Source organism: Halomonas shantousis, assembly GCF_054654615.1.
Genome location: NZ_BAAIER010000002.1, coordinates 1471968 through 1493326, shown reverse-complemented (window position 1 = coordinate 1493326; position 21359 = coordinate 1471968). Strand labels below are relative to the sequence as shown.

General features: G+C 60.1%; 21 protein-coding genes. 10 read left to right on the top strand and 11 right to left on the bottom strand.

Annotated elements, in window-relative coordinates; all coding sequences use genetic code 11:
* Window positions 1–57: 57 nt before the first annotated feature.
* Window positions 58–699 (bottom strand): LysE family translocator, encoded by a 642-nt coding sequence (locus ACYQ12_RS07385; RefSeq protein ID WP_459869616.1) that lies wholly within the window; start codon window positions 697–699, stop codon window positions 58–60.
* Between the two features lie 45 nt (window positions 700–744).
* Window positions 745–1167, bottom strand: a complete 423-nt coding sequence (locus ACYQ12_RS07380) for an NINE protein (protein WP_459869614.1) — start codon at window positions 1165–1167, stop codon at window positions 745–747.
* Between the two features lie 547 nt (window positions 1168–1714).
* Here ACYQ12_RS07380 and ACYQ12_RS07375 point away from each other — a divergent pair.
* Entirely contained in the window at window positions 1715–1921 is a 207-nt protein-coding gene (locus ACYQ12_RS07375) for a cold-shock protein (RefSeq protein WP_459869612.1), read from the top strand.
* A 674-nt stretch (window positions 1922–2595) separates the two neighbouring features.
* Here ACYQ12_RS07375 and ACYQ12_RS07370 read toward each other — a convergent pair.
* From ACYQ12_RS07370 to ACYQ12_RS07350, 5 genes are all read right to left on the bottom strand, one after another.
* Window positions 2596–3036 carry a nucleoside deaminase gene (locus tag ACYQ12_RS07370; RefSeq protein ID WP_459874480.1) on the bottom strand — a complete coding sequence of 147 codons (441 nt, stop codon included), beginning with the start codon at window positions 3034–3036 and terminating at the stop codon, window positions 2596–2598.
* 60 nt (window positions 3037–3096) lie between these two features.
* A complete protein-coding gene (gene yegS, locus ACYQ12_RS07365; RefSeq protein WP_459869609.1) occupies window positions 3097–4038 on the bottom strand; it encodes a lipid kinase YegS in 942 nt (313 codons plus the stop codon).
* A 46-nt stretch (window positions 4039–4084) separates the two neighbouring features.
* Window positions 4085–4375 carry a YciI family protein gene (locus ACYQ12_RS07360; RefSeq protein WP_459869606.1) on the bottom strand — a complete coding sequence of 97 codons (291 nt, stop codon included), beginning with the start codon at window positions 4373–4375 and terminating at the stop codon, window positions 4085–4087.
* Between the two features lie 70 nt (window positions 4376–4445).
* Complete coding sequence (locus tag ACYQ12_RS07355; protein ID WP_459869604.1) at window positions 4446–5627, bottom strand: multidrug effflux MFS transporter; 1182 nt, start codon at window positions 5625–5627, stop codon at window positions 4446–4448.
* 75 nt (window positions 5628–5702) lie between these two features.
* Window positions 5703–6407: an MgtC/SapB family protein gene (locus ACYQ12_RS07350; RefSeq protein ID WP_459869601.1), complete on the bottom strand. Its 705-nt coding sequence runs from the start codon at window positions 6405–6407 to the stop codon at window positions 5703–5705.
* A 124-nt stretch (window positions 6408–6531) separates the two neighbouring features.
* On the opposite strand from ACYQ12_RS07350, the gene ACYQ12_RS07345 reads away from it, so the two are divergent.
* Window positions 6532–7347 carry a formate/nitrite transporter family protein gene (locus ACYQ12_RS07345; protein WP_459869599.1) on the top strand — a complete coding sequence of 272 codons (816 nt, stop codon included), beginning with the start codon at window positions 6532–6534 and terminating at the stop codon, window positions 7345–7347.
* A gap of 136 nt (window positions 7348–7483) precedes the next feature.
* Complete coding sequence (locus tag ACYQ12_RS07340) at window positions 7484–7963, top strand: GFA family protein (protein ID WP_459869596.1); 480 nt, start codon at window positions 7484–7486, stop codon at window positions 7961–7963.
* Between the two features lie 65 nt (window positions 7964–8028).
* Here ACYQ12_RS07340 and leuA read toward each other — a convergent pair whose 3' ends face one another.
* The gene (gene leuA, locus ACYQ12_RS07335; RefSeq protein ID WP_459869594.1) at window positions 8029–9735 is read right to left on the bottom strand and encodes a 2-isopropylmalate synthase; all 1707 of its coding nucleotides are present in this window, start codon (window positions 9733–9735) and stop codon (window positions 8029–8031) included.
* 262 nt (window positions 9736–9997) lie between these two features.
* On the opposite strand from leuA, the gene ACYQ12_RS07330 reads away from it, so the two are divergent.
* The 3 genes from ACYQ12_RS07330 (at window position 9998) to ACYQ12_RS07320 (ending at window position 13033) form a co-directional block, all read left to right on the top strand.
* Complete coding sequence (locus ACYQ12_RS07330) at window positions 9998–10492, top strand: Lrp/AsnC family transcriptional regulator (protein WP_459869591.1); 495 nt, start codon at window positions 9998–10000, stop codon at window positions 10490–10492.
* 153 nt (window positions 10493–10645) lie between these two features.
* Complete coding sequence (locus ACYQ12_RS07325; protein ID WP_459869588.1) at window positions 10646–11890, top strand: cytochrome P450; 1245 nt, start codon at window positions 10646–10648, stop codon at window positions 11888–11890.
* A gap of 249 nt (window positions 11891–12139) precedes the next feature.
* Complete coding sequence (locus tag ACYQ12_RS07320; RefSeq protein ID WP_459869585.1) at window positions 12140–13033, top strand: DMT family transporter; 894 nt, start codon at window positions 12140–12142, stop codon at window positions 13031–13033.
* Window positions 13034–13048: 15 nt separating this feature from the next.
* Here the strand turns inward: ACYQ12_RS07320 and ACYQ12_RS07315 are convergent, their stop codons facing one another.
* Entirely contained in the window at window positions 13049–14014 is a 966-nt protein-coding gene (locus ACYQ12_RS07315; RefSeq protein WP_459869583.1) for a YihY/virulence factor BrkB family protein, read from the bottom strand.
* A gap of 233 nt (window positions 14015–14247) precedes the next feature.
* Window positions 14248–14508 carry a hypothetical protein gene (locus ACYQ12_RS07310; RefSeq protein ID WP_459869580.1) on the bottom strand — a complete coding sequence of 87 codons (261 nt, stop codon included), beginning with the start codon at window positions 14506–14508 and terminating at the stop codon, window positions 14248–14250.
* 424 nt (window positions 14509–14932) lie between these two features.
* Here ACYQ12_RS07310 and nfo point away from each other — a divergent pair, with 424 nt between their 5' ends.
* From nfo to ACYQ12_RS07290, 4 genes are all read left to right on the top strand, one after another.
* Entirely contained in the window at window positions 14933–15814 is an 882-nt protein-coding gene (nfo, locus tag ACYQ12_RS07305; RefSeq protein ID WP_459869577.1) for a deoxyribonuclease IV, read from the top strand.
* A gap of 18 nt (window positions 15815–15832) precedes the next feature.
* Window positions 15833–16120 (top strand): hypothetical protein, encoded by a 288-nt coding sequence (locus ACYQ12_RS07300; protein WP_459869574.1) that lies wholly within the window; start codon window positions 15833–15835, stop codon window positions 16118–16120.
* Window positions 16121–16219: 99 nt separating this feature from the next.
* Entirely contained in the window at window positions 16220–16744 is a 525-nt protein-coding gene (locus tag ACYQ12_RS07295; RefSeq protein ID WP_459869571.1) for an invasion associated locus B family protein, read from the top strand.
* A gap of 172 nt (window positions 16745–16916) precedes the next feature.
* A complete protein-coding gene (locus tag ACYQ12_RS07290) occupies window positions 16917–18419 on the top strand; it encodes an FAD-dependent oxidoreductase (RefSeq protein ID WP_459869568.1) in 1503 nt (500 codons plus the stop codon).
* A 79-nt stretch (window positions 18420–18498) separates the two neighbouring features.
* Here the strand turns inward: ACYQ12_RS07290 and pepN are convergent, their stop codons facing one another.
* Entirely contained in the window at window positions 18499–21201 is a 2703-nt protein-coding gene (pepN, locus tag ACYQ12_RS07285; RefSeq protein ID WP_459869566.1) for an aminopeptidase N, read from the bottom strand.
* Window positions 21202–21359 lie beyond the last annotated feature (158 nt).

Below are 21359 nucleotides of genomic sequence, written 5' to 3'. Positions count from 1 at the left end.
CGGCAAGTAGAGTGGTTTATGCGAGCGGCTCCATGGGAGCCGCTCGCTCTTCGCTCTTCAGGGACGCTGTGCCAGCGCCAGCTTGAGACCAAAAGCGACCATGACCAGTCCTGTCACGCCGTCCAGACAGCGTGACACCCGCGTATTAGCCAGCAGCCGTCCCGCCCCGCTCACCATCAACGCCACGCCGATCTGCCAGAGGTTGGCAATCAGGAAGTGCACGCCTGCCAACCACAAGGACTTTAGCAACGCCGGGTCGCCGGCACTGATGAATTGCGGCAGAAACGCCATGTAGAACACTATCGTTTTAGGATTGAGCACGTTGGAGAGAAACCCTTCGCGCAACGGCACCCAGACAGCCACACGCCGACAGGCTCCCATGACACCTTCGACAGGAAGCGGGACACCTCGCCTGGCACTTTGCAAGCTCTTGAGTCCGAGCCAGATCAGATAGCCGGCGCCGGCCAGCTTGAGCATGCCGAACGCCCAGGCGGACTGCAGCAGTATCAGGGAAATGCCCGCTGCCGATACCGCGGCATGCACGAACAGGCCGCTGCAGATCGCCAGGCTGGTCAGGACGCCATCGCGCACACCGCCACGCGACGTATTGCGTATCACCAGTAGCGTATCCACGCCGGGCGTCAGCGTCAGCAAGGTGATCGCCACAAGAAAGGGCCAGAACTGGGCATCGAAAAACATGGGGTGACCGACTCGCAATTAAGGGACGATATTCATTCACACGGCTCAACTGAAGATATCGCGCTGCGAATGCCTTAGCGAAATCTGGTCGTTGAGTGTCCAGAAGTCATACAGCACGCCGATGAGAAACAGCCCACCGGTTAGCAAATAGATCAGTCCCGTCAGCCACTTGCCCATATACATGCGGTGTATGCCGAAGACCCCGAGGAAAGTCAGCAGCACCCAGGCCAACGTGTAATTGACGGGCCCCGCCTGGAATCGCATATCGGCCTGGCGATCCATGCCGGGGATCAGGAACAGATCGATCAGCCAGCCAATCCCGAACAGACCGAAGGTAAAAAACCATATCGTCCCGGTCACCGGTTTTCCATAATAAAAGCGATGGGCACCGGTAAAGCCGAAGATCCACAAGCAGTACCCCACCAGCTTGCTATGAGTGTCGCTCGCTGTAACGGAGGTGTAGGACACGAACCCGCTCCTTTTCTGTTGATGATCGTCCCCCCTGGGACGGTCGATGATCAGCTCGTTGTGACAAGCAATACCTGTCGCGGTTGCGCTCCGCCCTGTTTAGGTGATGCCCAATTCGCGCCAATGTTCCTTGAGAGAACATGCTCGCCTTGTCTTGCCCGATCATACCGCCTTCATCCACCGACGATAATCGGCATCTCACATGAAGAATCCCAAGGGTGACAAGCGACGTCCGAGCCGCGCCATATAGGACCAAACAACCGCTCGTCCGCTTTTGTCAGCATGACAATTTACATTCTGGACGTTCATCGTTTTTCCATCTAATGTGCATGTGCGGGCATCATACACCAAGGCGTTCTGAACCCAGATTGACGCACTCGGTGACGATGCGCATCCGCTGCGTTGGTTTGCAGGTAGAATGACGTTGGCTGTTAATCGATTCCCTCGATGTCCCCTGCGCATTCCCTCCTCGTCTTACCTACGCACTTCGGGCCCTACCCTCGGACGTGGCTCGGCAACATCATTATGTAAGTTAAGGAAATCGACAATGGCAACTGGCACTGTCAAGTGGTTCAACGACACCAAAGGCTATGGCTTCATCTCTCCGGACGACGGCGGTGATGACCTGTTCGCTCACTTCTCCGAAATCCAGGCTGAAGGCTTCAAGACCCTGCAGGATGGCCAGAAGGTCTCCTTTGAAGTCACTCAGGGCAAAAAAGGCCTTCAGGCCGCCAACATCAAGCTGGTCAACTGAGCAAAGCGCGCACTGACTGCTTGAAGCAGAGACCGTCGGCGATACCGGCGGAATCTGAAAAGCCCACTTTGCGGTGGGCTTTTTTGTGCTCGATGGATTTGCACCTCTCGCTTGGCGAGTGCCGTTCTGTCGCATCGCAAGGCGCGGGAGCCTGGCAGCGGCTACCAGGGATCGGAAGCGCTTTTCGGTACCAGCGCCTCGCTCCCCATGGCCGCCGATGGGCGGGACGCTTCCGGTGCCGACCGCCGCCTGTCCAGTGATCGATCCGCCCCGCGCAACCTGGCCTCCCGCCTTCCTGCGTTCTCCCTATCCGGCGAATTTTCGACAGCCCCGTCAGCCTTGCGCGCTGGCTGGCGTTGCAAACGCAATGCTTCTTCGCGTGACTGGCGATCGATAGCCAGATACCGGGAGGCACTTCGCTCGTCGCCAGTTGATGTCATCTCGGCCACGGCATAGGTTTTCGCCTCGCTCGTGGTCGCGGGCATACCGCTGCCGTCCCTGGCACACGCCCCCAGGCCAAGGAGAAGAGGTGCTATCGTGACGATCCAACACAGTCTGAGTGCCATCTTCACGTCCTTGAATGTCGCCAACGTACCGCTTTGCTCCGGTACCGAGGCCTGGCCAACTGCATCTTGCTGACCAGCCTCGCAAGGCAGCGCCTCCCGCTCAGAGCGTCAGCTCTCGCCGATATCCTCGTTCCACATCTCGGGCCGCTGCTCGATGAAACGGGCCATCATCGACTGACAGTCAGGGTCGTCAAGCACTTCGAGTTCTACGCCACGCGAGCGCAGCAAGGCCTCGTCCCCCATGAAGGTGGTATTTTCACCGATCACCACCCGGGGAATGCCATACAGCAGGATTGCACCGCTGCACATGGAGCAAGGCGACAGCGTGGTATAGAGCACCGACTCGCGATATACCGAGGCCGGCTGACGACCGGCATTTTCCAGAGCATCCATCTCACCATGCAGAATCGCACTGCCCTTCTGCTGGCGCTGGTTGTGGCCTCGTCCGATGATCGCACCCCGATGTACCAGCACGGAGCCAATCGGAACGCCGCCACTCTCGAGCCCCTTGCGGGCTTCCTCGATGGCCGCCTGCATGAATGAGTCCATAATCACGGTTTCTCCGGCTGATTTCACAATGGTCAGAATCGCTGCCGCCGCCGAGGCTGCCTACCCGACGAGGGAGTGCAGGGAATGACCGGGAGTCATGAGCGGACATGACTGCGGCATCAACAGCGGCAGCGCCTGATGCTCGAGCTCGGCCCGGAAACGACGGTGATGGCGCGGCTCGCCATCGAGGTTGAGCGGAAACGGGCTGTCGCTGGCGAACTCCAGCCAGGGCGACTGGATATAGTGTACGAAGTCACCGCTTTCAGGCAGGTTTTCGAGTTCATCGATGACCTGTTTCATTTCATGCAAGGAGCTGAAATGACGAACGATCAGAACTTCCAGCAGGCCATCGTCCAGCCGTGCCAGTGGCGCCAGACGCTGCCCCCCTCCCGCCTGGCAGCCGTTGCCCAGCGCCAGCAGAAACAGCGGCACGGAACTCTCGCCGTCCTGCCAGCGTAGATGGCCCTGGTAGGGATGGTAATTCCAGGCTTTGAGCATGCCCATCAACGAATAGGCCCCACCCCCCAGCAAGCGCTTGAGCCCCACCGGGGTCGAGGTGGTGATTTCGGCACCGAACCCACCGGATACCATATTGATGAAAGCGTCACCATCAAGACATCCGACATCCACCATGCGCGGCGACATCTGCAGAGCCATTTCCAGCGCTTCATATGCCTCGAGCGGCAGGGTCAATCCGTTGGCGAAGTCATTGGCACTGCCCAGCGGCAGTATGCCCAACGCCGGACGCTGGTGTTTGGGCAGGTGCATGAGCCCGGTGACGATCTCGTTGACGGTGCCATCGCCGCCGCCGGCAATGACCCGCCCGATACCCGCCGCGGCGGCCTCCTGCGCCCAGCTCGCCGCGTCCCCCCCCTCCCAGGTGACACGAACATCAATGGTGAACCCAGCGCCCCGCAGCGCCATTACGGCCTCACGTACTTCAGGTTGCTGGGCAGACTTGCCATTCAGAATCAGACGTGCATCCGCACCTTTTGCGGCCATGTTTGACTGTCCTTAGCGTGGTACCGGGACGGTGGCAGCGTGGATCTCAAAGCCCTTTCAACGCCTCGAAACCCGTGCCCACCGTTGTCGGCATGAACTCGACCAACTCGTAACGTGCCACCCCGGCGACAATGAACGGATCTTCCTCGAGAATAGCCTGCAGTCGCTTGCGTGACGATATTCTGGCCAGAATGATGCCACCGGTACGCGGCTCCTTGCGACCGGAAGCGATGAAGACGCCCTGTTCGAAACCCGCTCTCACCCAAGCCATATGGGCCATGCGATGCGGCTCGACCGCCTCCGGCGCCATCACGTATTCCAGCGAAACGATGAACATGCCCTGCCCTCATGAACGATTACCGATAGACACGCTTACATACCCATGACAGGTAGGCGAATCTCTTTCCTCAGCGCCATGCGTCGACCCTGAACGACATTCCCAGCAACGGTGACACCAGCACGACGCAGATGAATGCCAGTGCCCACTGCGGCGACAGAGACGTTGCCAGCAGTAACGTGGCAATCAGCGCTCCTCCACCGAGCTGCAGAGCGCCCAGCAAGGCTGCTGCCGTACCGGCCCGCTCGTGAAACGGCTCCAGCGCCAGACTCGATGCCGCACCCAAGGCCAAGGAGAACCCTACCGACAGGATGCCCACCGGCCCCATATAATTCCATACCTGCAAGGGTAGCGTCAGTACCGCCAATGCATGCAGAAGCCCCGCGAGCAGGATCAGACAAAGCCCCATCCGAACGGTGCGCAGCCTGCCGAAGCGATGAATGACGCGTGGCGCCAGAAAGAAAGCCGTGATATTGAGCAGCGCATTGGCACCGAACCAGCCACTAAAGGCCAGTTCCGACAGACCGAGCCGATCCACCAGGATGACAGGAGCCGTCGAGACGTACATCAGAATCGCCGACATGGTGACACCGGCGAGCCCAGCGAAATAGACGAAACGAGCACTCCCCAGCACCGGGCGGTAGCGCTGCCATTGATATAGCCGGGGAGCATCGACGGTCTGTGGCGGCCGCGTTTCGGCAAAGCGCCACAGTGACAAGGCGCCTAGCAGTGCCGCAAAGCCCATCATGAAGGCAAAGTTGCTGCGCCAGCCGAACGTGACCGCCAACACGCCGCCGATAACCGGTGCCAGCGCCGGAATGACGCATAACGCCCCATTGAGATAGCTGTACAGCTTGGCTCCCTGCTCTGCAGTGAAGCAGTCGCGTACGGCGGCGAAGGCCACCGTCATGCAGGCACAGGCACCCAGCCCCTGCAGTACGCGAGAGACATACAGCGGGCCGAGCGAGGCTGCACTCAGCCCCACCAGAGCGCCCAGTACGTAAACGCCAATACCGCTCAGCAGGACGGGGCGGCGACCGTAGCGATCCGTCAGAGGGCCCACCAGTATCTGGCCTATTCCGACACTGAGCAGAAACAGGGTGACTGTTAACTGCAGTGCGGCGAAGGGCTGATCGAAATCCGCCGCCATGGCAGTCAACGAGGGCAGATAGATATCGATCGCCAACGGCGACAGCATGACGAAGCCGACCAGTAGCGGCAGTAACCAGGGACCACGGACAGAGGCAGACACGATAGCTCCACGGCAGTGAAAGACCCGCTACATTACGGGCTACCTCGTCCGCTGCAAAGTCCTGGCAGGTACCGCTTACACGTCGCGAGGGGCCAGGCGATACTCCAGCAGCCCTTCGAGATGCTTGAGATGTTCGGCAAGCCGCGCGATATTGCCCCGATCGTTGGTCTTCAGCACCAGGCTATACTCGTAAACCGCCCCCTCCCTGGCAAGCCGGTACTCGAGACCGGTGATGAAAAAGCCGTGCTCTTTCATCAGGTCACGCACCTTGGCTTCGCTCCAGGCCTGATCACTGTGAAAGCGCAGCACGTGGTGGGCAAAGGTCTGGGTGGGGATACGACGTTCCACCAAGCGAAACATGGATAAGGTAAGTAGCGTGACGATCGTCACGAGGACTGCCGGGAAAAGAAATCCCACCCCATACAGGATGCCCAGCGCCGAGGTGACCCAGATCGAAGCTGCTGTCGTCAGGCCACGCACCGTCAAACCTTCCTTGAATATCACCCCGGCACCGAGAAAACCGATACCGGTCATGATGCCTTGGGCCATACGGGTCGGATCGGTGCGGATGGCCTCTTCGGCAAAGTTCTCGCCCAGCCAGATCCACTGGTAGTTGGAGACCATCATCAGCAGTGCCGAGGCCACGCAGACCAGCGCATGAGTACGAAATCCCGCAGGCCGGCTATGATAGGTGCGTTCCAGCCCGATCAGGCTACCAGCCAGCCACGCCGCGCCCAGATGCAGGAGCATTTCCCAGTGCGGTGCCGAAATATCCAGCATGTTCACGCCTCCTTGCGTTATGACTCAACATACTAAAGATAGTCAGCTAGCACCTCTTCTTGCAGGAGTTGCCGGGATCAGCCACATTCAGCAAACGCTTTCTCAAGGATGAGGAGAGAATTCCATGGCGCAGCAGTCCGGTCCGTCATCGCAGAAGCTGGAACCGAAACACGAGCGGGAATCGCCCGCCGAAGCCGTCGGCGTACACAAGGCCATACGAGAGGGAGGCGAAAAAGAGCTGACGCGCACGGCATCGGCACTGTTCTGGTCCGCCGTGGCGGCAGGGATATCGATCAGCTTTTCCATGGTGACCATGGGCCTGCTGCGCTCACACCTGCCGGATAGCGATACCGCTTTTCTTGTGGAAGCATTGGGCTACACGGTGGGCTTCCTGGTCATCGGCCTGGCCAAGCAGCAACTCTTCACGGAAAACACGCTGACGGCTGTTCTGCCGGTGATGACCTCGCCCAGTTTGCGCAACCTCCTGGGAATGCTGCGTCTGTGGAGCGTGGTATACGTGGGCAATATCATTGGTGCCATGATTTTCGCCTACGCTCTCAAGACCATGCCCGTACTCGACGACGAGACGCGCGAAGCCTTTCTCAGCCTGGGCCGGGGGGTGATGGCCAACACCGAGGGGGAGATGTTCGCCAAGGGGATCTTTGCCGGCTGGATCATCGCCACCATGGTGTGGCTGATGCCCGCGGCGGATCAGGCCAAGATCTGGGTCATCATCATCATGACGTATCTGGTCGCCTTGGGTGAATTCACCCATATCATCGTCGGCTCCACCGAAATTCTGTTTCTGGTGTTCCATGGCGAGGCGTCCTGGTCGGAATACCTCTTTCACTTCATGTTTCCCGTTCTGGCCGGCAACGTTATCGGCGGCACCTTTATCTTCGCGCTGATCAGTCATGCCCAGGTACGCAGCGATAATTGATCGCGGTTCATGCCATGATCGGTTCAATCCGCTCTTGGTCACCCGGCGGTGGCGAAAGGATCTACACTTTCTGACGACCGACCGATCATTGGCCGGGCCACCGAGACAGTAATCCCAACGATGACAGGAGAGCCCCATGCATCTCGACGGCAGCTGTCACTGCGGCGCAGTCCACTTCAGCGTGGAAGCCGATGCTCCTTATCCGTTCAACCTCTGCTACTGCAGCATCTGCCGCAAGACGGCGGGTACCGGCGGTTTCGCCATCAACCTGGGGGCACGTGCCGACACACTGAAGGTGGAAGGGGAAGAGCACATCAATACCTACCGTGCCCACATGGAAGATGGCTCGATCAGCAGCGCCGAGCGGCGCTTCTGCCGTGAATGCGGCACCGCGCTCTGGCTATGGTCCCCCGAATGGCCCGATCTCGTGCATCCTCATGCCGGTGCCATCGATACGCCCCTGCCCGTGCCGCCGGATCGCACACACATGATGCTCGGCTCCAAACCCGATTGGGTGATGTACCACCCCGGCGAGAACGACCGCAGCTTTGACGAGTATCCCGACGAATCCTTGGCCGCTTGGCATGAGCGCCATGGTCTGGATGATCCTTCCTGATCGCGCCGAACTGAAAACGGCCGCCTTCAGGGCGGCCGTTGCACGAGTTTCGAGAGATACTGGAGCTAGACGCTCACCGCGTCCTGCGGACTCGGTCTCGTTACAGCATCCACATCCGCCGTGCGGTTGAGCGCCGACAATACCGCCTTGAGCGAAGCGCTGACAGTGTCGCCATCCTCGGCCATGCCACTGACCCGGCGGCCATCGACATTGAGCTGCACGAACGCGATGGCGACCGCGTCGCTGCCTTCCCCCAGCGCATGTTCGCTGTAGTCGACCACGTTGACCGACTGCCCGGTATGGCGCTGCCAGGCATTCATGAAGGCGGAGATCGCGCCGTTGCCCTGCCCTTCCAGTGCGAGCGTTTCGCCGTCCTTGACGATGGTCGCGGTCAGCCGTTCCGCCCCTTCGCGATCGAGACGATAGCCCTTCAGGCTCAATGGAGCATCGCTGACGAAGGTTTCGAGCAGGATGTCGCGGATCGCCTGGCTCGACAGCTCACCGGTGATCTGCTCGCTGGCCTCCTGCACGTGAGGTGCCAGCTCCAGCGTCATCCAGCGCGGCAGGCTGATGCCGAAGTCGCGCTCCAGCAGGAAGGCCATGCCGCCCTTGCCGGACTGGCTGTTTACGCGGATCACCGCCTGGAAATCGCGCCCCAGGTCATGGGGATCGATAGGCAGATAGGCGACCTGCCAGGCCTCGTCGCTCTGTTGCTTGTGCAGACACTTGCGAATCGCATCCTGATGGCTGCCGGAGAAGGCGGTATAGACCAGCTCACCGATCCAGGGATGACGCGGATGCACCGGCAGATTGGTGCATTCGGTGCAGACCTGAATTATCTCGTCAGGATTGGAGAGATCGAGCTGCGGATCGATGCCCTGGCTGTAGAGATTCATCGCCAGAGTCACGATATCCATGTTGCCGGTGCGTTCACCGTTGCCCAGCAGGGTGCCCTCGACCCGATCCGCGCCGGCCAGCAGGCCCAGCTCCGCAGCGGCGGCGGCACCGCCGCGGTCGTTATGGGTGTGCAGCGAGATGATCGCGCTGTCGCGGTTCTTGAGATGCGTGACGAAGTATTCGATCTGGTCAGCGAAATGATTGACCGGGCCCACCTCGACGGTAGCCGGCAGATTGATAATGCACGGCTTCTCCGGGGTGGGCTGCCAGACATCCATCACCGCCTCGCAGATCGTCACTGCGAAATCCGGCTCGGTACTGGTGAAACTCTCCGGCGAATACTGGAAGGTCCACTGCGTATCGGGATAACGCAACGCATGTTCCTGCACCCAGCGCGCGCCCTGACGGGCGATCTCGACGATGCCTTCACGCTCCTGCTCGAAGACCCGCTCGCGCTGCACCTTGGAGGTCGAATTGTAGACATGCACGATGGCACGCTCGACGCCGATCAGTGACTCGAAGGTGCGTTCGATCAGATGCTCTCGCGCCTGGACCAATACCTGGATATGGACGTCGTCGGGTATCTGATTCTCTTCGATCAGCCAGCGCACGAAGTCGTAGTCGTGCTGACTGGCCGAGGGAAAGCCAACCTCGATTTCCTTGATGCCGATCTTGACCAGCAACGCCCACAGCCGCTTCTTCTGTTCCACGCTCATCGGCTCGAGCAGCGCCTGGTTACCGTCGCGCAGATCCACACTGGCCCAGACAGGGGCCCGGGATAGCGTACGAGACGGCCACTGACGATGGGTGAGCGGTACCGTCTCGGCGGGACGATACTTGGTAGGATCGAAAGCGGTATGTTGAGAGCGGGTCATGGTTACGTCCTTGCCGGATCGAAGGCGCTGCGATCAGAGGCGCGCCGGATGAGGTTTCTTGTACGCTCACCGGCCTCGTGAGCCGGGACAAGGCAGGACTCTCGTGAAGTGCGTTGCCTTGGAGCGGGTAAGCATCGTTTTGACAATATGGAAAGCTTACGTCATTTCTCAGGGTCAGGAATTGCGAAGTGACGGCACGAATCGTGACTTTTGGCATAAAATGCTCAAACCATACACAATCAAGAGAGAATATTGCGCAACCATGACTTCAAAGGATATTGCCTCCACCCTGGATCGTTACGATCGCCGCATTCTGGAGGAACTACAGCGTGACGGACGTCTCAGCAACCAGGAGCTTGCCGAGCGTATCGGCTTGTCACCCTCTCCCTGCCTGCGCCGCGTGCGAGCCCTGGAGGAGAGTGGCCTGATCAGCGGCTATCGGGCGCTGGTCGATGCCAAGCGCATGGGCTACAGCCTGATGGCACTGCTGCATATTGCCATGGATCGCCATACGCCCGAGCGCTTCGCCAACTTCGAGGAAAAGATCGCGGCCCTGCCCCAAGTCCAGGAGTGTCTGTTGATTACCGGCCAGGAAGCCGACTACCAGCTCAAGGTGGTGGTCCGCGACATGGAGGATTATCAGGACCTGCTACTCAACAAGATCACGCGCATCGAGGGTGTCACCGGAGCGCATTCGAGCTTCATATTGCGTCAGGTGATCAGCCATGCGGCGGTACCGGTGGAATCGCCACGCTGATCCCGGCCCGCCTGCATGCTGAACTCCCCGGATTGAAGCGCCTGAATTGGAGGTCAGACTCCCTTCCCTGCGCTCGACAGAGCCGCCCCGCTGAACCAGATTGAAGCGTGTGCCACCGTGGCGTCTATCCGAAGCACGACAGGAGTCCATCACATGCCGCAGATTCCTCACGATACGAGCCTGGAAAGTTCTCTGGCCCTGTTGCGTGACGGTTACGATTTCATTTCCAGGCATTGTCAGCGCCATCAGAGCGATATATTCCAGACCCGGCTCCTCCTGCAGAACACCATCTGCATGACAGGCGCCGATGCTGCGGAACTCTTCTACGACAATGAGCGCTTCGTGCGCGAGGATGCGCTTCCCTTGCTGCTGCAGAGGACGCTGGTCGGCCGGGGCGGCGTGCAGGGGCTGGACGGCGAGGCCCACCGGGTCCGCAAACGTATGTTCATGTCCCTGATGACACAGGAAGGCATCGAGGACATCGCCCGCCTCAGCGAAGCGCAGTGGAAGACATACATCGACCGCTGGGCCGGGAGGGAGAGCACGACACTGTTTCATGAGGTACAGGAACTGCTCTGTCGTACCGTTTGTGCCTGGAGCGGTGTGCCACTGCCCGAAGAGGAGGTTCGCCAGCGTACGCAGGACATGGCCGACATGATCGATGGCGCAGGAGGCGTCGGCCCCCGACACCTTCAGGCGAAGCGCGCCCGCGATCGCTCCGAGTCCTGGGGCTGCGAGTTGATCGATCGGGTCCGCAGTGGCCAACTGGAAGTCGACGAAGGGCGTGCCCTGAACGTCTTCAGCTGGCATCGGAACGAGAAAGGCGATCTTCTGGAGACTCGCGTCGCCTCGGTGGAGCTGCTCAACGTGCTGCGCCCCACCGTTGCAGTGGCCCGTTTCATCGCCTTCGCCGCTCTGATGTTGCATCAACACCCCCAATGGCGGCAGAAATTACAGGACGATAACCGGCTGCTGGAGCCCTTCGTGCAGGAAGTGCGCAGGATTTATGCCTTCTTTCCGTTCATGACCGCCAGAGTCAGACGGAACTTCGTGTGGAGAGGATACTCTTTCCCCAAGGGAACCCGGGTCCTGCTGGATCTCTACGGGACCTGCCGGGATTCCCGCAGCTGGAAGGATCCGCTCGTATTCCGCCCCGAAAGGTTCCAGAACTGGGACGGCAGTCCGTTCGACTTCATTCCTCAGGGCGGCGGCGATCACTACCTCAACCACCGCTGCCCCGGCGAATGGATTACCATTGCGCTGATGAAAGTGGCCGTCGATAAGCTCACCGGTGCCATGGAGTACGATATGCCAGCGCAGGACCTGCATGTCGATCTGTCGAGAATGCCCATGATTCCCGAGAGCCGCATCGTCATTGAGAATGTCAGGCCACGCTGATTCCCTTTCGCTTGGCCTCGCATTCAGGCCTCGAGTTCCGCCTGCGGGGCTGGCCAAGCGAACCATTGCAACGTTAACATCCATTCGATGTCGTGCTTCGTTGCGCCGGGCCTGCCTGCAGCGGCTATGCGCGTGCGTCTCACACTCCTAAACCGCTTCGCCTGCCGACGCTTATCCCTGACCGGCTGTCACATTGAAGCCGTGGCCCACAATCGATCTTCACAACAATCGACCTTCACAAGAGCTTCCATGCCCCACGCCGATAATGCCCGCAAGGCCGATATTCTGTTGCTCTTGGTCACGCTACTGGCAGCATTGGGCTGGATATTCTCCAAGGAGGCTCTGGCCGGCATGCCTCCGCTGCTGTTCATCGGCACGCGCTTTCTGCTGGCAGGCCTGATACTGGGTGCATTCGGCTGGCCGGGGATCCGCGTCCTGAGACGGCCGGACCTGCTCAAGGCCACCGGCGTGGGCCTTGTATTTGCCGCTGCCATGGGCTTCTGGAGCCTGGGGCTCTTTCATACCACTCACCTGGGCGAAGGGGCTTTTATCAATAGCCTGGGAATTCTTCTGGTACCGGTGATGGCGCGCTTGCTGTTCGGCGATATCCCGCCGCGTACGACCTGGACCGCCCTGCCGGTTGCCATGACGGGATTCGCCTGCCTGTCGCTCAGCCACGGTTTTCGGGTCGAGCCCGGCCAATGGCTGTTTCTGGCCTCCGCCGTCACCTTCGCCTTCCTGTTCAATTGTAACTCTCGGGTGGTCAGATCGGTTCCCGCCGTCCCGCTCACCGCCATACAACTGGTAGTGGTCGGCATAGTGACGCTACTGTTATCGGTGTTCACCGAGATATGGCCCAGTCGAGCAAGCCCCGCCATCCTCGGCTGGCTTTTTGCCAGCATTCTGCTTGCCAGTACCCTGCGTTTTTTCATCCAGATCTATGCGCAGGGCCTGACCACCCCAAGCCATGCAGCGGTGATCATGATGCTGGAAGCGGTCTGGACCGCCCTGTTCGCCGCCTACTGGTTCGGTGAAACCATGAACCCGCTCCAGCTGTTCGGTTGCGCGCTGATCTTTCTGGCACTGGTCGTCAATCGCTGGACCTGGATACGCCGGCTGATTCTTCCTGCTCGCCGCTATTGACGGCGCATGTAGCGTTCAAGGCTTTTCTCCTACCGTATCCGCCGCATAAGCGTCACGTTGGCCGAGAGGCCTGGCCTCGCCCTGCGTCGTGTCCTGCTCGGTCTGACGCTCCATTTCGCTGTTCAGCTCGGCCCCCATCAGCACGATGAATGCCGACAGCCAGAACCACATCAGCAACACCACTACTGCGCCGAGTGAACCGTAGGTCTCGTTGTAGCTGCCAAAGTTACGCACATAGATCGAGAAACCGATCGAACCGGCAATCCACAATAGCGTCGCGGTAACCGTGCCGATGCTGACCCATCTCCAGCGCGGAGCATCACGATGAGGCGCAAAGCGATAGAGCACTGCGATCGAAAACATGACCAGCAATAGCAGAAGCGGCCAGCGGGCCAGATTGATCAACGTTTGAACGAGGTCGCCGAACGGCAGGTACCCGGCGATCACGGGCACCAGAATGATGGCGGCCAGCGTGACGATCGTCATGATCATCAACCCGAGCGTCAACGACAGCGTCACCAGTAAGCGTTTGAAAAATCCACGCGCCTCGTCTTCTTCATAAATGACGTTCAGTCCTTCGATGAATCCGTTCACACCCTTGGAGGCGCTATAGACCGCAAACAGAATGCCACCGATCGCCGCCAGGCTGATGCCGGCCCCTGCGTTCGATGCGACTTTCTGCGCTTGCCCCTGAATGATGTCGGCCGCTTGCTGAGGAATGAAAGTGCTGACGGCTGCGATCTGCTGTTCGATCTGCTGCGGATCGAAGACCATTCCCCAGATCGAGATGAGCGCGACAATCGCCGGAAAGATGGCCAGCAACCCATAGAAGGCGACGCCAGCCGCAATCAGACTCACATGATCACGCGACATTTCGACCTTCGTGCGCAACAGCACGTCGCGCCAGCCTGCCTTGGGTATCTGCTTGGGCTTGTCCGCCTGACGCCCGCGCTGGGCCGGCTCCCCTTTGTCCTTCGCCATGGTCGCTCCTGAAGATACTTTTGCATATGTCACTTGAATCTAGCGAAGGCTCAAGGGATCGCAAAAATAATTCCGACATGGCGAAAACACCTGATAAATCAAGCGCAACGGTACAACCATCGTATATGACTCATTGACGGCTTCCCTTCCGGTCGTACGTGCGGACAGGCAGGCTTCTCCCGGGCCTGCCTGTTCACGGAATGCCACGGCCGCCTCCCGCGGCCGTGGCATGGCTACGTCAGCGGTTCTCCACAGCGGGGACAGAGTTTCGGCGGACTCCATGCCTCTTCACGACTGTCCCGAACCGGCGAAACGGCTTGCCCTAGCGCAGAATCGTCATCGGCGAACGGCATGACGACACCATGTTCGAGGCGCAGGCCAATATCCCGCAGCAGGCGCGCATCCAGATGCGCCAATGACTGGAAGTCGTGCCGACTCCGGCGAGTGCTCTTCAGCAGACGACGTGCAGCGCGAAAAAGGTCCGATAGCGTCATGTCACAATCTCCTTTGAGAGGAGGCCGGGACCTTATCGGGGCAGGAAAGAGGATCGGAGATCGACGGGCCGCGGTAAGATCCGCGGCCATGGGTGATTCAGAAGGCGGCACGCGGACAGACGAAGGCTCGCAGGCCATGATTATTCATGGCTGCTGCATTCACGTCTGCGGTACGCCAGCTTTGAATCAACATCGGTTCAGTTCCTGAGGGTTGAGCGGGAAGCAAAACGCCGTCCCGCTTATCAAGTAATAAAGATTATCTGGCCGACGTCAACCGATAAATTCATTCTTGCTAAAAAAGATGAATCAAGAGAGATGCGGCTTCGCCATGACATGCCGCCATGGCAGGGCTTCCCTGGCAGGGCTTGGGGCGTCTTGCGCAAATGCTCTACCATGGCAGTTTTTGAGACGATGTGTGGCGGCTATGAAATATCTCGGGGCGCATGTCAGCGCTGCAGGCGGTGTCGATCAGGCGGTAATTCGCGCGCATCGGATCGGTGCCAGTGCCTTTGCACTGTTCACCAAGAACCAACGACAGTGGCACGCCAAACCACTGACCGACAGCACTATCGAGGCCTTTCGAAAAGCCTGCGAGACATATCGCTTCGGTCCCGAGCAGATCCTTCCCCACGACAGCTATCTGATCAATCTCGGTCATCCCGATCGCGAAGGGCTCGAGAAGTCACGCGAGGCGTTTCTCGACGAGTTCCAACGCTGCGAACAGCTCGGCTTGCGCCTTCTCAACTTTCATCCCGGCTCTCACCTGAAGAGAATCTCCGAGAGCGAGTGCCTGAAGCGGATTGCCGAATCGATCAACGAGGCCGTTTCCCGCACCCGGCATGTGATTGCCGTGATCGAGAACACCGCGGGTCAAGGCAGCAATCTGGGATACCGTTTCGAGCATCTGGCGGAAATCATCGAGCAGGTCGATGACAAGACGCGGGTGGGCGTATGCATCGATACCTGCCATGCCTTTGCCGCCGGTTACGATCTGCGTACCGCCGAGGCATGCACTGCCACACTGGACGAATTCGATGCCGTGGTGGGTTTCCGGTACCTGCGCGGCATGCATCTGAATGATGCCAAGAGCGCCTTAGCCAGCCGTGTCGACCGTCACCACAGCCTGGGGCAAGGCAACATCGGCCTGGAGGCTTTCACCACCCTCATGCGCGATCCTCGCATCGACAATATTCCCATGATTCTGGAAACCATCGATCCCGACATCTGGCCAGACGAAATCCAGTGGCTGCGCGCGCAGCAGTCAAAGCCGGAATCGACGCAGGATCTCCAAACCATACCCAACTAATCCGTCAGGTGTACGCGCATGGAAGACTTTTTCAACTGGCTGGGTGACAAGTTAGGTGACGCGATCCGCGTGATCGTCGAGGCGCTTTCCAGCCTATTTGCGGGAATATTGATCGCAGCGCATGACTTTATCCTGGGCCTTACCGGTTCGCTCGGCATGGAGTCGTCGCTCTTCGGCATCGCCGTGCTGATCATCGGCCTGCTGCTGCTCTACAACGGCATTCGCGCCCTGTTGCGCCGCTCCATTGTCGGCGGACTGATGTTGATCTTTCTGGCCCTGGTCGTGCTGGGGTGGTTGATCAGCTGACTCGCCCGTCCTGGTGGCTGCGGCTCGCCACGAGCCTCACGCCATGTTGAACTACCTTGAACCGAACGCCATGACCTCGATTTCCAGGAGCTTCCTCTCATGCTGAACCGTCTCGTACACCGTCTGCAAGCCGCTTCGCTATTGCTGTTGATGATGGGGGTGGTCCCCACCACCCTTGCCCAGCAGCCCCCCGATGACGCCAGCGTCGATACCCAGCGCTTCCAGGATTGGGAGGTGCATTGCCCTAGCGACAGCGGCCAGGGTAATTGCACGATGACCCAGCTGGTCAACAATCCGCAAAGCGATCGCCCGCTGATGCGCGTGGGGCTGGCCTACCCGCCGCAGATCGATGGCGCGGTGATGGCCTTCCTGCTGCCGCTGGGCGTTCGCCTGGCTCCGGGACTGCAACTGACCATCGACAATGGCGAACCGATCCAGTTTCCTTATCAGTTCTGCCAGCAGGAGGGATGCCGGGCCGACATACCGGTCGATTCGGCACTGCTTCAGCAGTTGCGTAATGGCAGCACGGCGACGCTGAGTCTGATCAGTCCGCAGGGAAACCGGATGGATCTGGATATCTCGCTGATGGGCTTCACCGCGGCCAGTAACCGGATCACGCCATGACGTGGGGACGCGCATCCTCTGCAAAGGACGGGCCGCTCTCAGGAGCGGCCCGTTTGCGTTGTCTCCCGGATTGCACCGCCATGTCGTATGGATACCGCGTTGTACACCTCTGCGCAGAGCCTCTATAACTGAAAAGGGTCTATAGGGAAGTGTCTGCACGTAGGGAGGCGTTATGGAATCCGTATGGAAAGCTGCTCGACTCGAGGGGCATACCTATCCCGCGATACAGGAAGATGTCACCGCCGATGTGGCGATCATCGGTGGAGGCATCACGGGGCTGACGACGGCCCTGCAACTTGCCGAGGCCGGTAAGCGCGTCGTTGTGCTCGAGGCGCGGCGTATCGGCGAGGGCAACACCGGCAACTCGACCGGCAATCTCTACAGCACCGTGGCCAAGGGGTTGGCGAAGATCCGCAGCAAGTGGGGTGACGATGTCATCCGCGATGTGGTCGCCTCTCGTATCCAAGCCATCGATCATATGCAGAGCCTGGTGGAACGCTTCTCCATCGATTGTCAGTTTCATCGCCGCCCGCTGTACAGGCTCGTGACCACTGCCAACGACACGCTCTTCGAGGCTCTCGAAAAGGAACGTGACGCACTGGAGAGCGCGGGGCTTACCGTCAACCGGGCTGAACAGGCCGCATTGCCCATCACGATGCATCGCGGGTTGAAACTCGACAATCAGGTCCAGTTCAACCCCCTACGCTACACGCAGGGGCTGGCTCACGCCATCAGTCAACTAGGCGTGAGCATCCACGAATACAGCAGCGTGAGCGACGTCGATTATCGGGAAGGCCTGGTCAAGACCGACAGCGCCGTGGTCAAGGCAGCGCACATCGTTCACGCCACGCATACGCCCAAGGGCATTCAGATCCTCCAGACAGGCATGGAGCCCTCCCGCGAGCATGGCGTGAGTGCGCGCCTCAACCCTGGCGCGACTTATCCCGAGGGGGTTTTCTGGCTGCTCGACACTGCACACTCCCTGCGTAGTTATCACTACGCCGGTCATGACTACCTCATGGTGGTCGGCGAGGAGCACCTGGTCGGAGAAGGCGAACTGGGACAGGGCCACTTCGAGCGGCTACGCGACTATTTGCGCCAACACTTCGACGTGGCAGGATTCGAGCACGCCTGGTCTGCCCAGCAGTTCAGCTCCGCTGACGGACTGCCCTATATCGGCAGAATGCACGGCGCGGATAACGCTTATGTCGCGACCGGCTTCGCTGCCGATGGGCTGACCTGGGGCACCCTGGCCGGCATGATCCTGAGCGATCTGATCACCGGCCGCCACAATCCCTGGCATGAGCGCTTCGACGCCAGACGCTTCACGCCTGGCAAGTCCGTCAAGGGATGGCTCAAGGAGAACGTGCATGTCACCAAGCACCTGGCCAAGGACTACCTGACGACGCCACGTCTCAAGGCACTTGACGAGATTGCGCCCGGCGAGGCCAGAGTGGTGACTCATGACGGCGAAAAACTCGCCGCCTATCGCACTCCGTCGGGCGAGCTCTCGGTGGTTTCCGCCGTGTGTCCGCACATGAAGTGCCTGGTGCACTGGAACGGTGCCGATATCTCCTGGGACTGCCCCTGTCACGGCAGCCGATTCGACACCGACGGCTCGGTCATTGAAGGTCCCGCCTATCATCCTCTGGCCCGCTATAGCGGACAGGCATAGGCCAACGCACCGGCAAACAAGACAGGCCGCTCATGGGAGCGGCCTGTCGTCGTAATGCCAAGCGGCAGAAAGCCCGTCGCTATACCGCCAACGCCTTTTCCACCACTTCATAGACATTCGGCGAGAGCTTTTCGTCACGGATGCGCTCGAGCTGACGTTTCATCAGCGCCTGGCGCTTCTCGTCAAAGCGTTGCCAACGTGTCAGGGGCGTAACGATCCGCGCCGCGATTTCCGGATTGAGCCGGTTGAGCTCGATCACTACATCCGCCAGCAACTGATATCCCTGGCCATCCAGACGGTGGAAGTTGACCCGGTTCTGCGCAAAGGCGCCGATCAACGCCCGCACCTTGTTGGGATTCTTCAGCGAGAATGCCGGATGCGCCATCAGATATTTGACCCGTTCCAGCACGTCCTCCTGCGGGCGGGTGACCTGAATGGTGAACCATTGATCCATGACCAGCGGATCATGCGCCCATTTCTCACCGAAGCGCTTGAGCGCGGGGCCGGCAAGCCCATCGCGCGAACTGTGCGCCAGCAACGTCAGCGCGGCACGCACATCGGTCATGTTGTGCCCCGCCTCGAACTGCTCCTCGGCCAGCTTCACGCCCTCCTCGTCCTCGACGCTCATCAGATAGGCGAGCGCCACGTTCTTGAGGCTGCGTCTGGCGATCTGCTCCGCCGAAGGTTCGTAGGGTTCATCGCTCCGGTTGGCCTGGTAGACCGCCAGGAACTCGTCGCGCAACGCCAATGCCAGCGACTGCTTGACGAAATCGCGCGCCGCGTGAATCGCATCCACGTCGACGACCGGCTGCTGCTCGGCGATATAGGCCTCGGAGGGTAACGTAAGCATCTCCGCCAATACCGCCTTATCCTCCACCGGTGCGGTCAACAGCGCCCGGAAGGCCTCCACCACACGGCTGTCCATGACCTTTTCCACGCCGTTGCGGTGCGCGGCGATCAGGTCGTCCAGCGCCAGCATCGCCAGGCGCTGACCGGCATCCCAGCGATTGAAGCCGTCCGAGTCATTCTGCAGCAGGAAGGAGAGCTCCTCGCGTGAGTACGGGAAGCGCAGCTTGACCGGCGCCGAAAAACCGCGCAGCAGTGACGGCACCGGCGCCTCGGCGACATCGGTGAATACGTAACTCTGCTCTTCGGCGCAGAGGTCGAGCACAGTCTCGGTGCCCAGACTCTCCTTGCCATCGGGGCCATCCAGGGTCAGCGCGAGATCACGCCCGGACTTGGTTCCCACCAGGCCGATACGCACCGGAATATGCAGGGGCCGCTTGTGCGGCTGTCCGGGGGTCACCGGGGTGCGTTGGGAGAGGCGCAGGTGGTATTCGCCATTGGCGTAGTCATACTCGCCGTGGGCGTCGATCTCCGGCGTGCCGGCCTGGGAATACCAGCGCATGAACTGGTCGAGATCGAGGTTCGAAACCTCCTCCATGCAGCCGACGAAATCCTCGATGGTCACCGCCTGGCCGTCGAAGCGCTCGAAATAGAGATCGGAGCCTTTGCGGAAGGTTTCCCAGCCCAGCAGATTGCGCAGCATGCGCACGATCTCGGAGCCCTTCTCGTAGATGGTCAGCGTATAGAAGTTGGAGATTTCGATGTAATGGTCCGGGCGCACCGGGTGCGCGGTGGGCCCGGCATCTTCGGCGAACTGTGCAGTGCGCAGGAAGGAGACATCCTCGATGCGCTTGACCGGCGCCGAGTTCATGTCGGCGGAGAAGCTCTGATCGCGGAAGACGGTGAAACCCTCCTTGAGCGAGAGCTGGAACCAGTCGCGGCAGGTCACGCGGTTGCCCGACCAGTTGTGGAAATACTCATGCGCCACCACGCCCTCGACGCGTTGGAAGGCGGCATCGGTGGCGGTCTGCGGATGGGTCAGCACGGCGGCGCTGTTGAAGATGTTGAGCCCCTTGTTCTCCATCGCGCCCATGTTGAAATCATTGACGGCCACGATCATGAAGCGGTCGAGGTCGTATTCGCGGCCGTAGGTTTCTTCGTCCCATTTCATCGAGGCCTTGAGCGAACGCATGGCGTGCTCGGTCTTGTCGAGGTTCTCCGGCTCGACCCACAGTTGCAGCAGCACATCGCGCCCGCTCATGGTGGTGAAGTGATCCTCCACCTTCTCGAGCTTGCCGGCGACCAACGCGAACAGGTAACACGGCTTGGGATAGGGGTCCTCCCAGGTCACGAAGTGCTTGCCGTTCGGCAGTTCGCCACGCTCCACCGGATTACCGTTGGAGAGCAGCACGGGCAGCTGCTCGCGGTCGCCGATTACCGTAGTGGAGAACGTCGCCATCACATCCGGACGATCGGGATAATAAGTGATGCGCCGGAAGCCCTCGGCTTCGCACTGCGTGCAGAACATGCCATTGGAGAGATACAGCCCCTCCAGTGCCGTGTTGGCGGAAGGATCGATTTTCACCTGGGTATCGAGCAGGAAACGCTCCGGCACCTGATGGATCGTCAAGTGATGCTCGTCGACGCTGTATTCGCCTTCCTGCAGTTCCTGACCATCGATGGCGACACGCTCGAGTGTCAGGTGCTCGCCCTCCAGGACCAGCGGCAGATCGCCCGCCTCTGCCGACTGACGCTGCGGATGGCGCTCCAGATGCAGCCGGGCGGTGACATGCGTGGCGGAGGCGTCAAGATCGAACTTGAGCTCGGTATGGGTGACCCGGTAGGCCGGCGGTAGATAATCCTCGAGATGAATCGCCTGCGGCTCAGCGGCAGTCGGCTCGGATGTGGCCAAACCAGACGCGGTGGTTTCTGACATTGCGGAACGCTCCTGTTCGTAAGTCTTTCTCATTGTACGGCGGGGAACGGACCTGGCTCAAAGGGACGAAAGGTTATCCGACGGCCATCACGTTCGCCGCGATGGGTAGCCGAGCCACTGGAGAGTGCTTCAGGATCGCAGGAGGCGCCAGGCACAAG

Excerpts from the sequence above, each read along its gene's own strand:
- ACYQ12_RS07385 (WP_459869616.1), bottom strand. The coding sequence starts at position 699 with ATGTTTTTCGATGCCCAGTTCTGGCCCTTTCTTGTGGCGATCACCTTG.
- ACYQ12_RS07375 (WP_459869612.1), top strand. The coding sequence starts at position 1,715 with ATGGCAACTGGCACTGTCAAGTGGTTCAACGACACCAAAGGCTATGGC.
- ACYQ12_RS07370 (WP_459874480.1), bottom strand. The coding sequence starts at position 3,036 with ATGGACTCATTCATGCAGGCGGCCATCGAGGAAGCCCGCAAGGGGCTC.
- yegS (WP_459869609.1), bottom strand. The coding sequence starts at position 4,038 with ATGGCCGCAAAAGGTGCGGATGCACGTCTGATTCTGAATGGCAAGTCT.
- ACYQ12_RS07360 (WP_459869606.1), bottom strand. The coding sequence starts at position 4,375 with ATGTTCATCGTTTCGCTGGAATACGTGATGGCGCCGGAGGCGGTCGAG.
- ACYQ12_RS07350 (WP_459869601.1), bottom strand. The coding sequence starts at position 6,407 with ATGCTGGATATTTCGGCACCGCACTGGGAAATGCTCCTGCATCTGGGC.
- ACYQ12_RS07345 (WP_459869599.1), top strand. The coding sequence starts at position 6,532 with ATGGCGCAGCAGTCCGGTCCGTCATCGCAGAAGCTGGAACCGAAACAC.
- ACYQ12_RS07340 (WP_459869596.1), top strand. The coding sequence starts at position 7,484 with ATGCATCTCGACGGCAGCTGTCACTGCGGCGCAGTCCACTTCAGCGTG.
- leuA (WP_459869594.1), bottom strand. The coding sequence starts at position 9,735 with ATGACCCGCTCTCAACATACCGCTTTCGATCCTACCAAGTATCGTCCC.
- ACYQ12_RS07330 (WP_459869591.1), top strand. The coding sequence starts at position 9,998 with ATGACTTCAAAGGATATTGCCTCCACCCTGGATCGTTACGATCGCCGC.
- ACYQ12_RS07325 (WP_459869588.1), top strand. The coding sequence starts at position 10,646 with ATGCCGCAGATTCCTCACGATACGAGCCTGGAAAGTTCTCTGGCCCTG.
- ACYQ12_RS07320 (WP_459869585.1), top strand. The coding sequence starts at position 12,140 with ATGCCCCACGCCGATAATGCCCGCAAGGCCGATATTCTGTTGCTCTTG.
- ACYQ12_RS07315 (WP_459869583.1), bottom strand. The coding sequence starts at position 14,014 with ATGGCGAAGGACAAAGGGGAGCCGGCCCAGCGCGGGCGTCAGGCGGAC.
- ACYQ12_RS07310 (WP_459869580.1), bottom strand. The coding sequence starts at position 14,508 with ATGACGCTATCGGACCTTTTTCGCGCTGCACGTCGTCTGCTGAAGAGC.
- nfo (WP_459869577.1), top strand. The coding sequence starts at position 14,933 with ATGAAATATCTCGGGGCGCATGTCAGCGCTGCAGGCGGTGTCGATCAG.
- ACYQ12_RS07300 (WP_459869574.1), top strand. The coding sequence starts at position 15,833 with ATGGAAGACTTTTTCAACTGGCTGGGTGACAAGTTAGGTGACGCGATC.
- ACYQ12_RS07295 (WP_459869571.1), top strand. The coding sequence starts at position 16,220 with ATGCTGAACCGTCTCGTACACCGTCTGCAAGCCGCTTCGCTATTGCTG.
- ACYQ12_RS07290 (WP_459869568.1), top strand. The coding sequence starts at position 16,917 with ATGGAATCCGTATGGAAAGCTGCTCGACTCGAGGGGCATACCTATCCC.
- pepN (WP_459869566.1), bottom strand. The coding sequence starts at position 21,201 with ATGTCAGAAACCACCGCGTCTGGTTTGGCCACATCCGAGCCGACTGCC.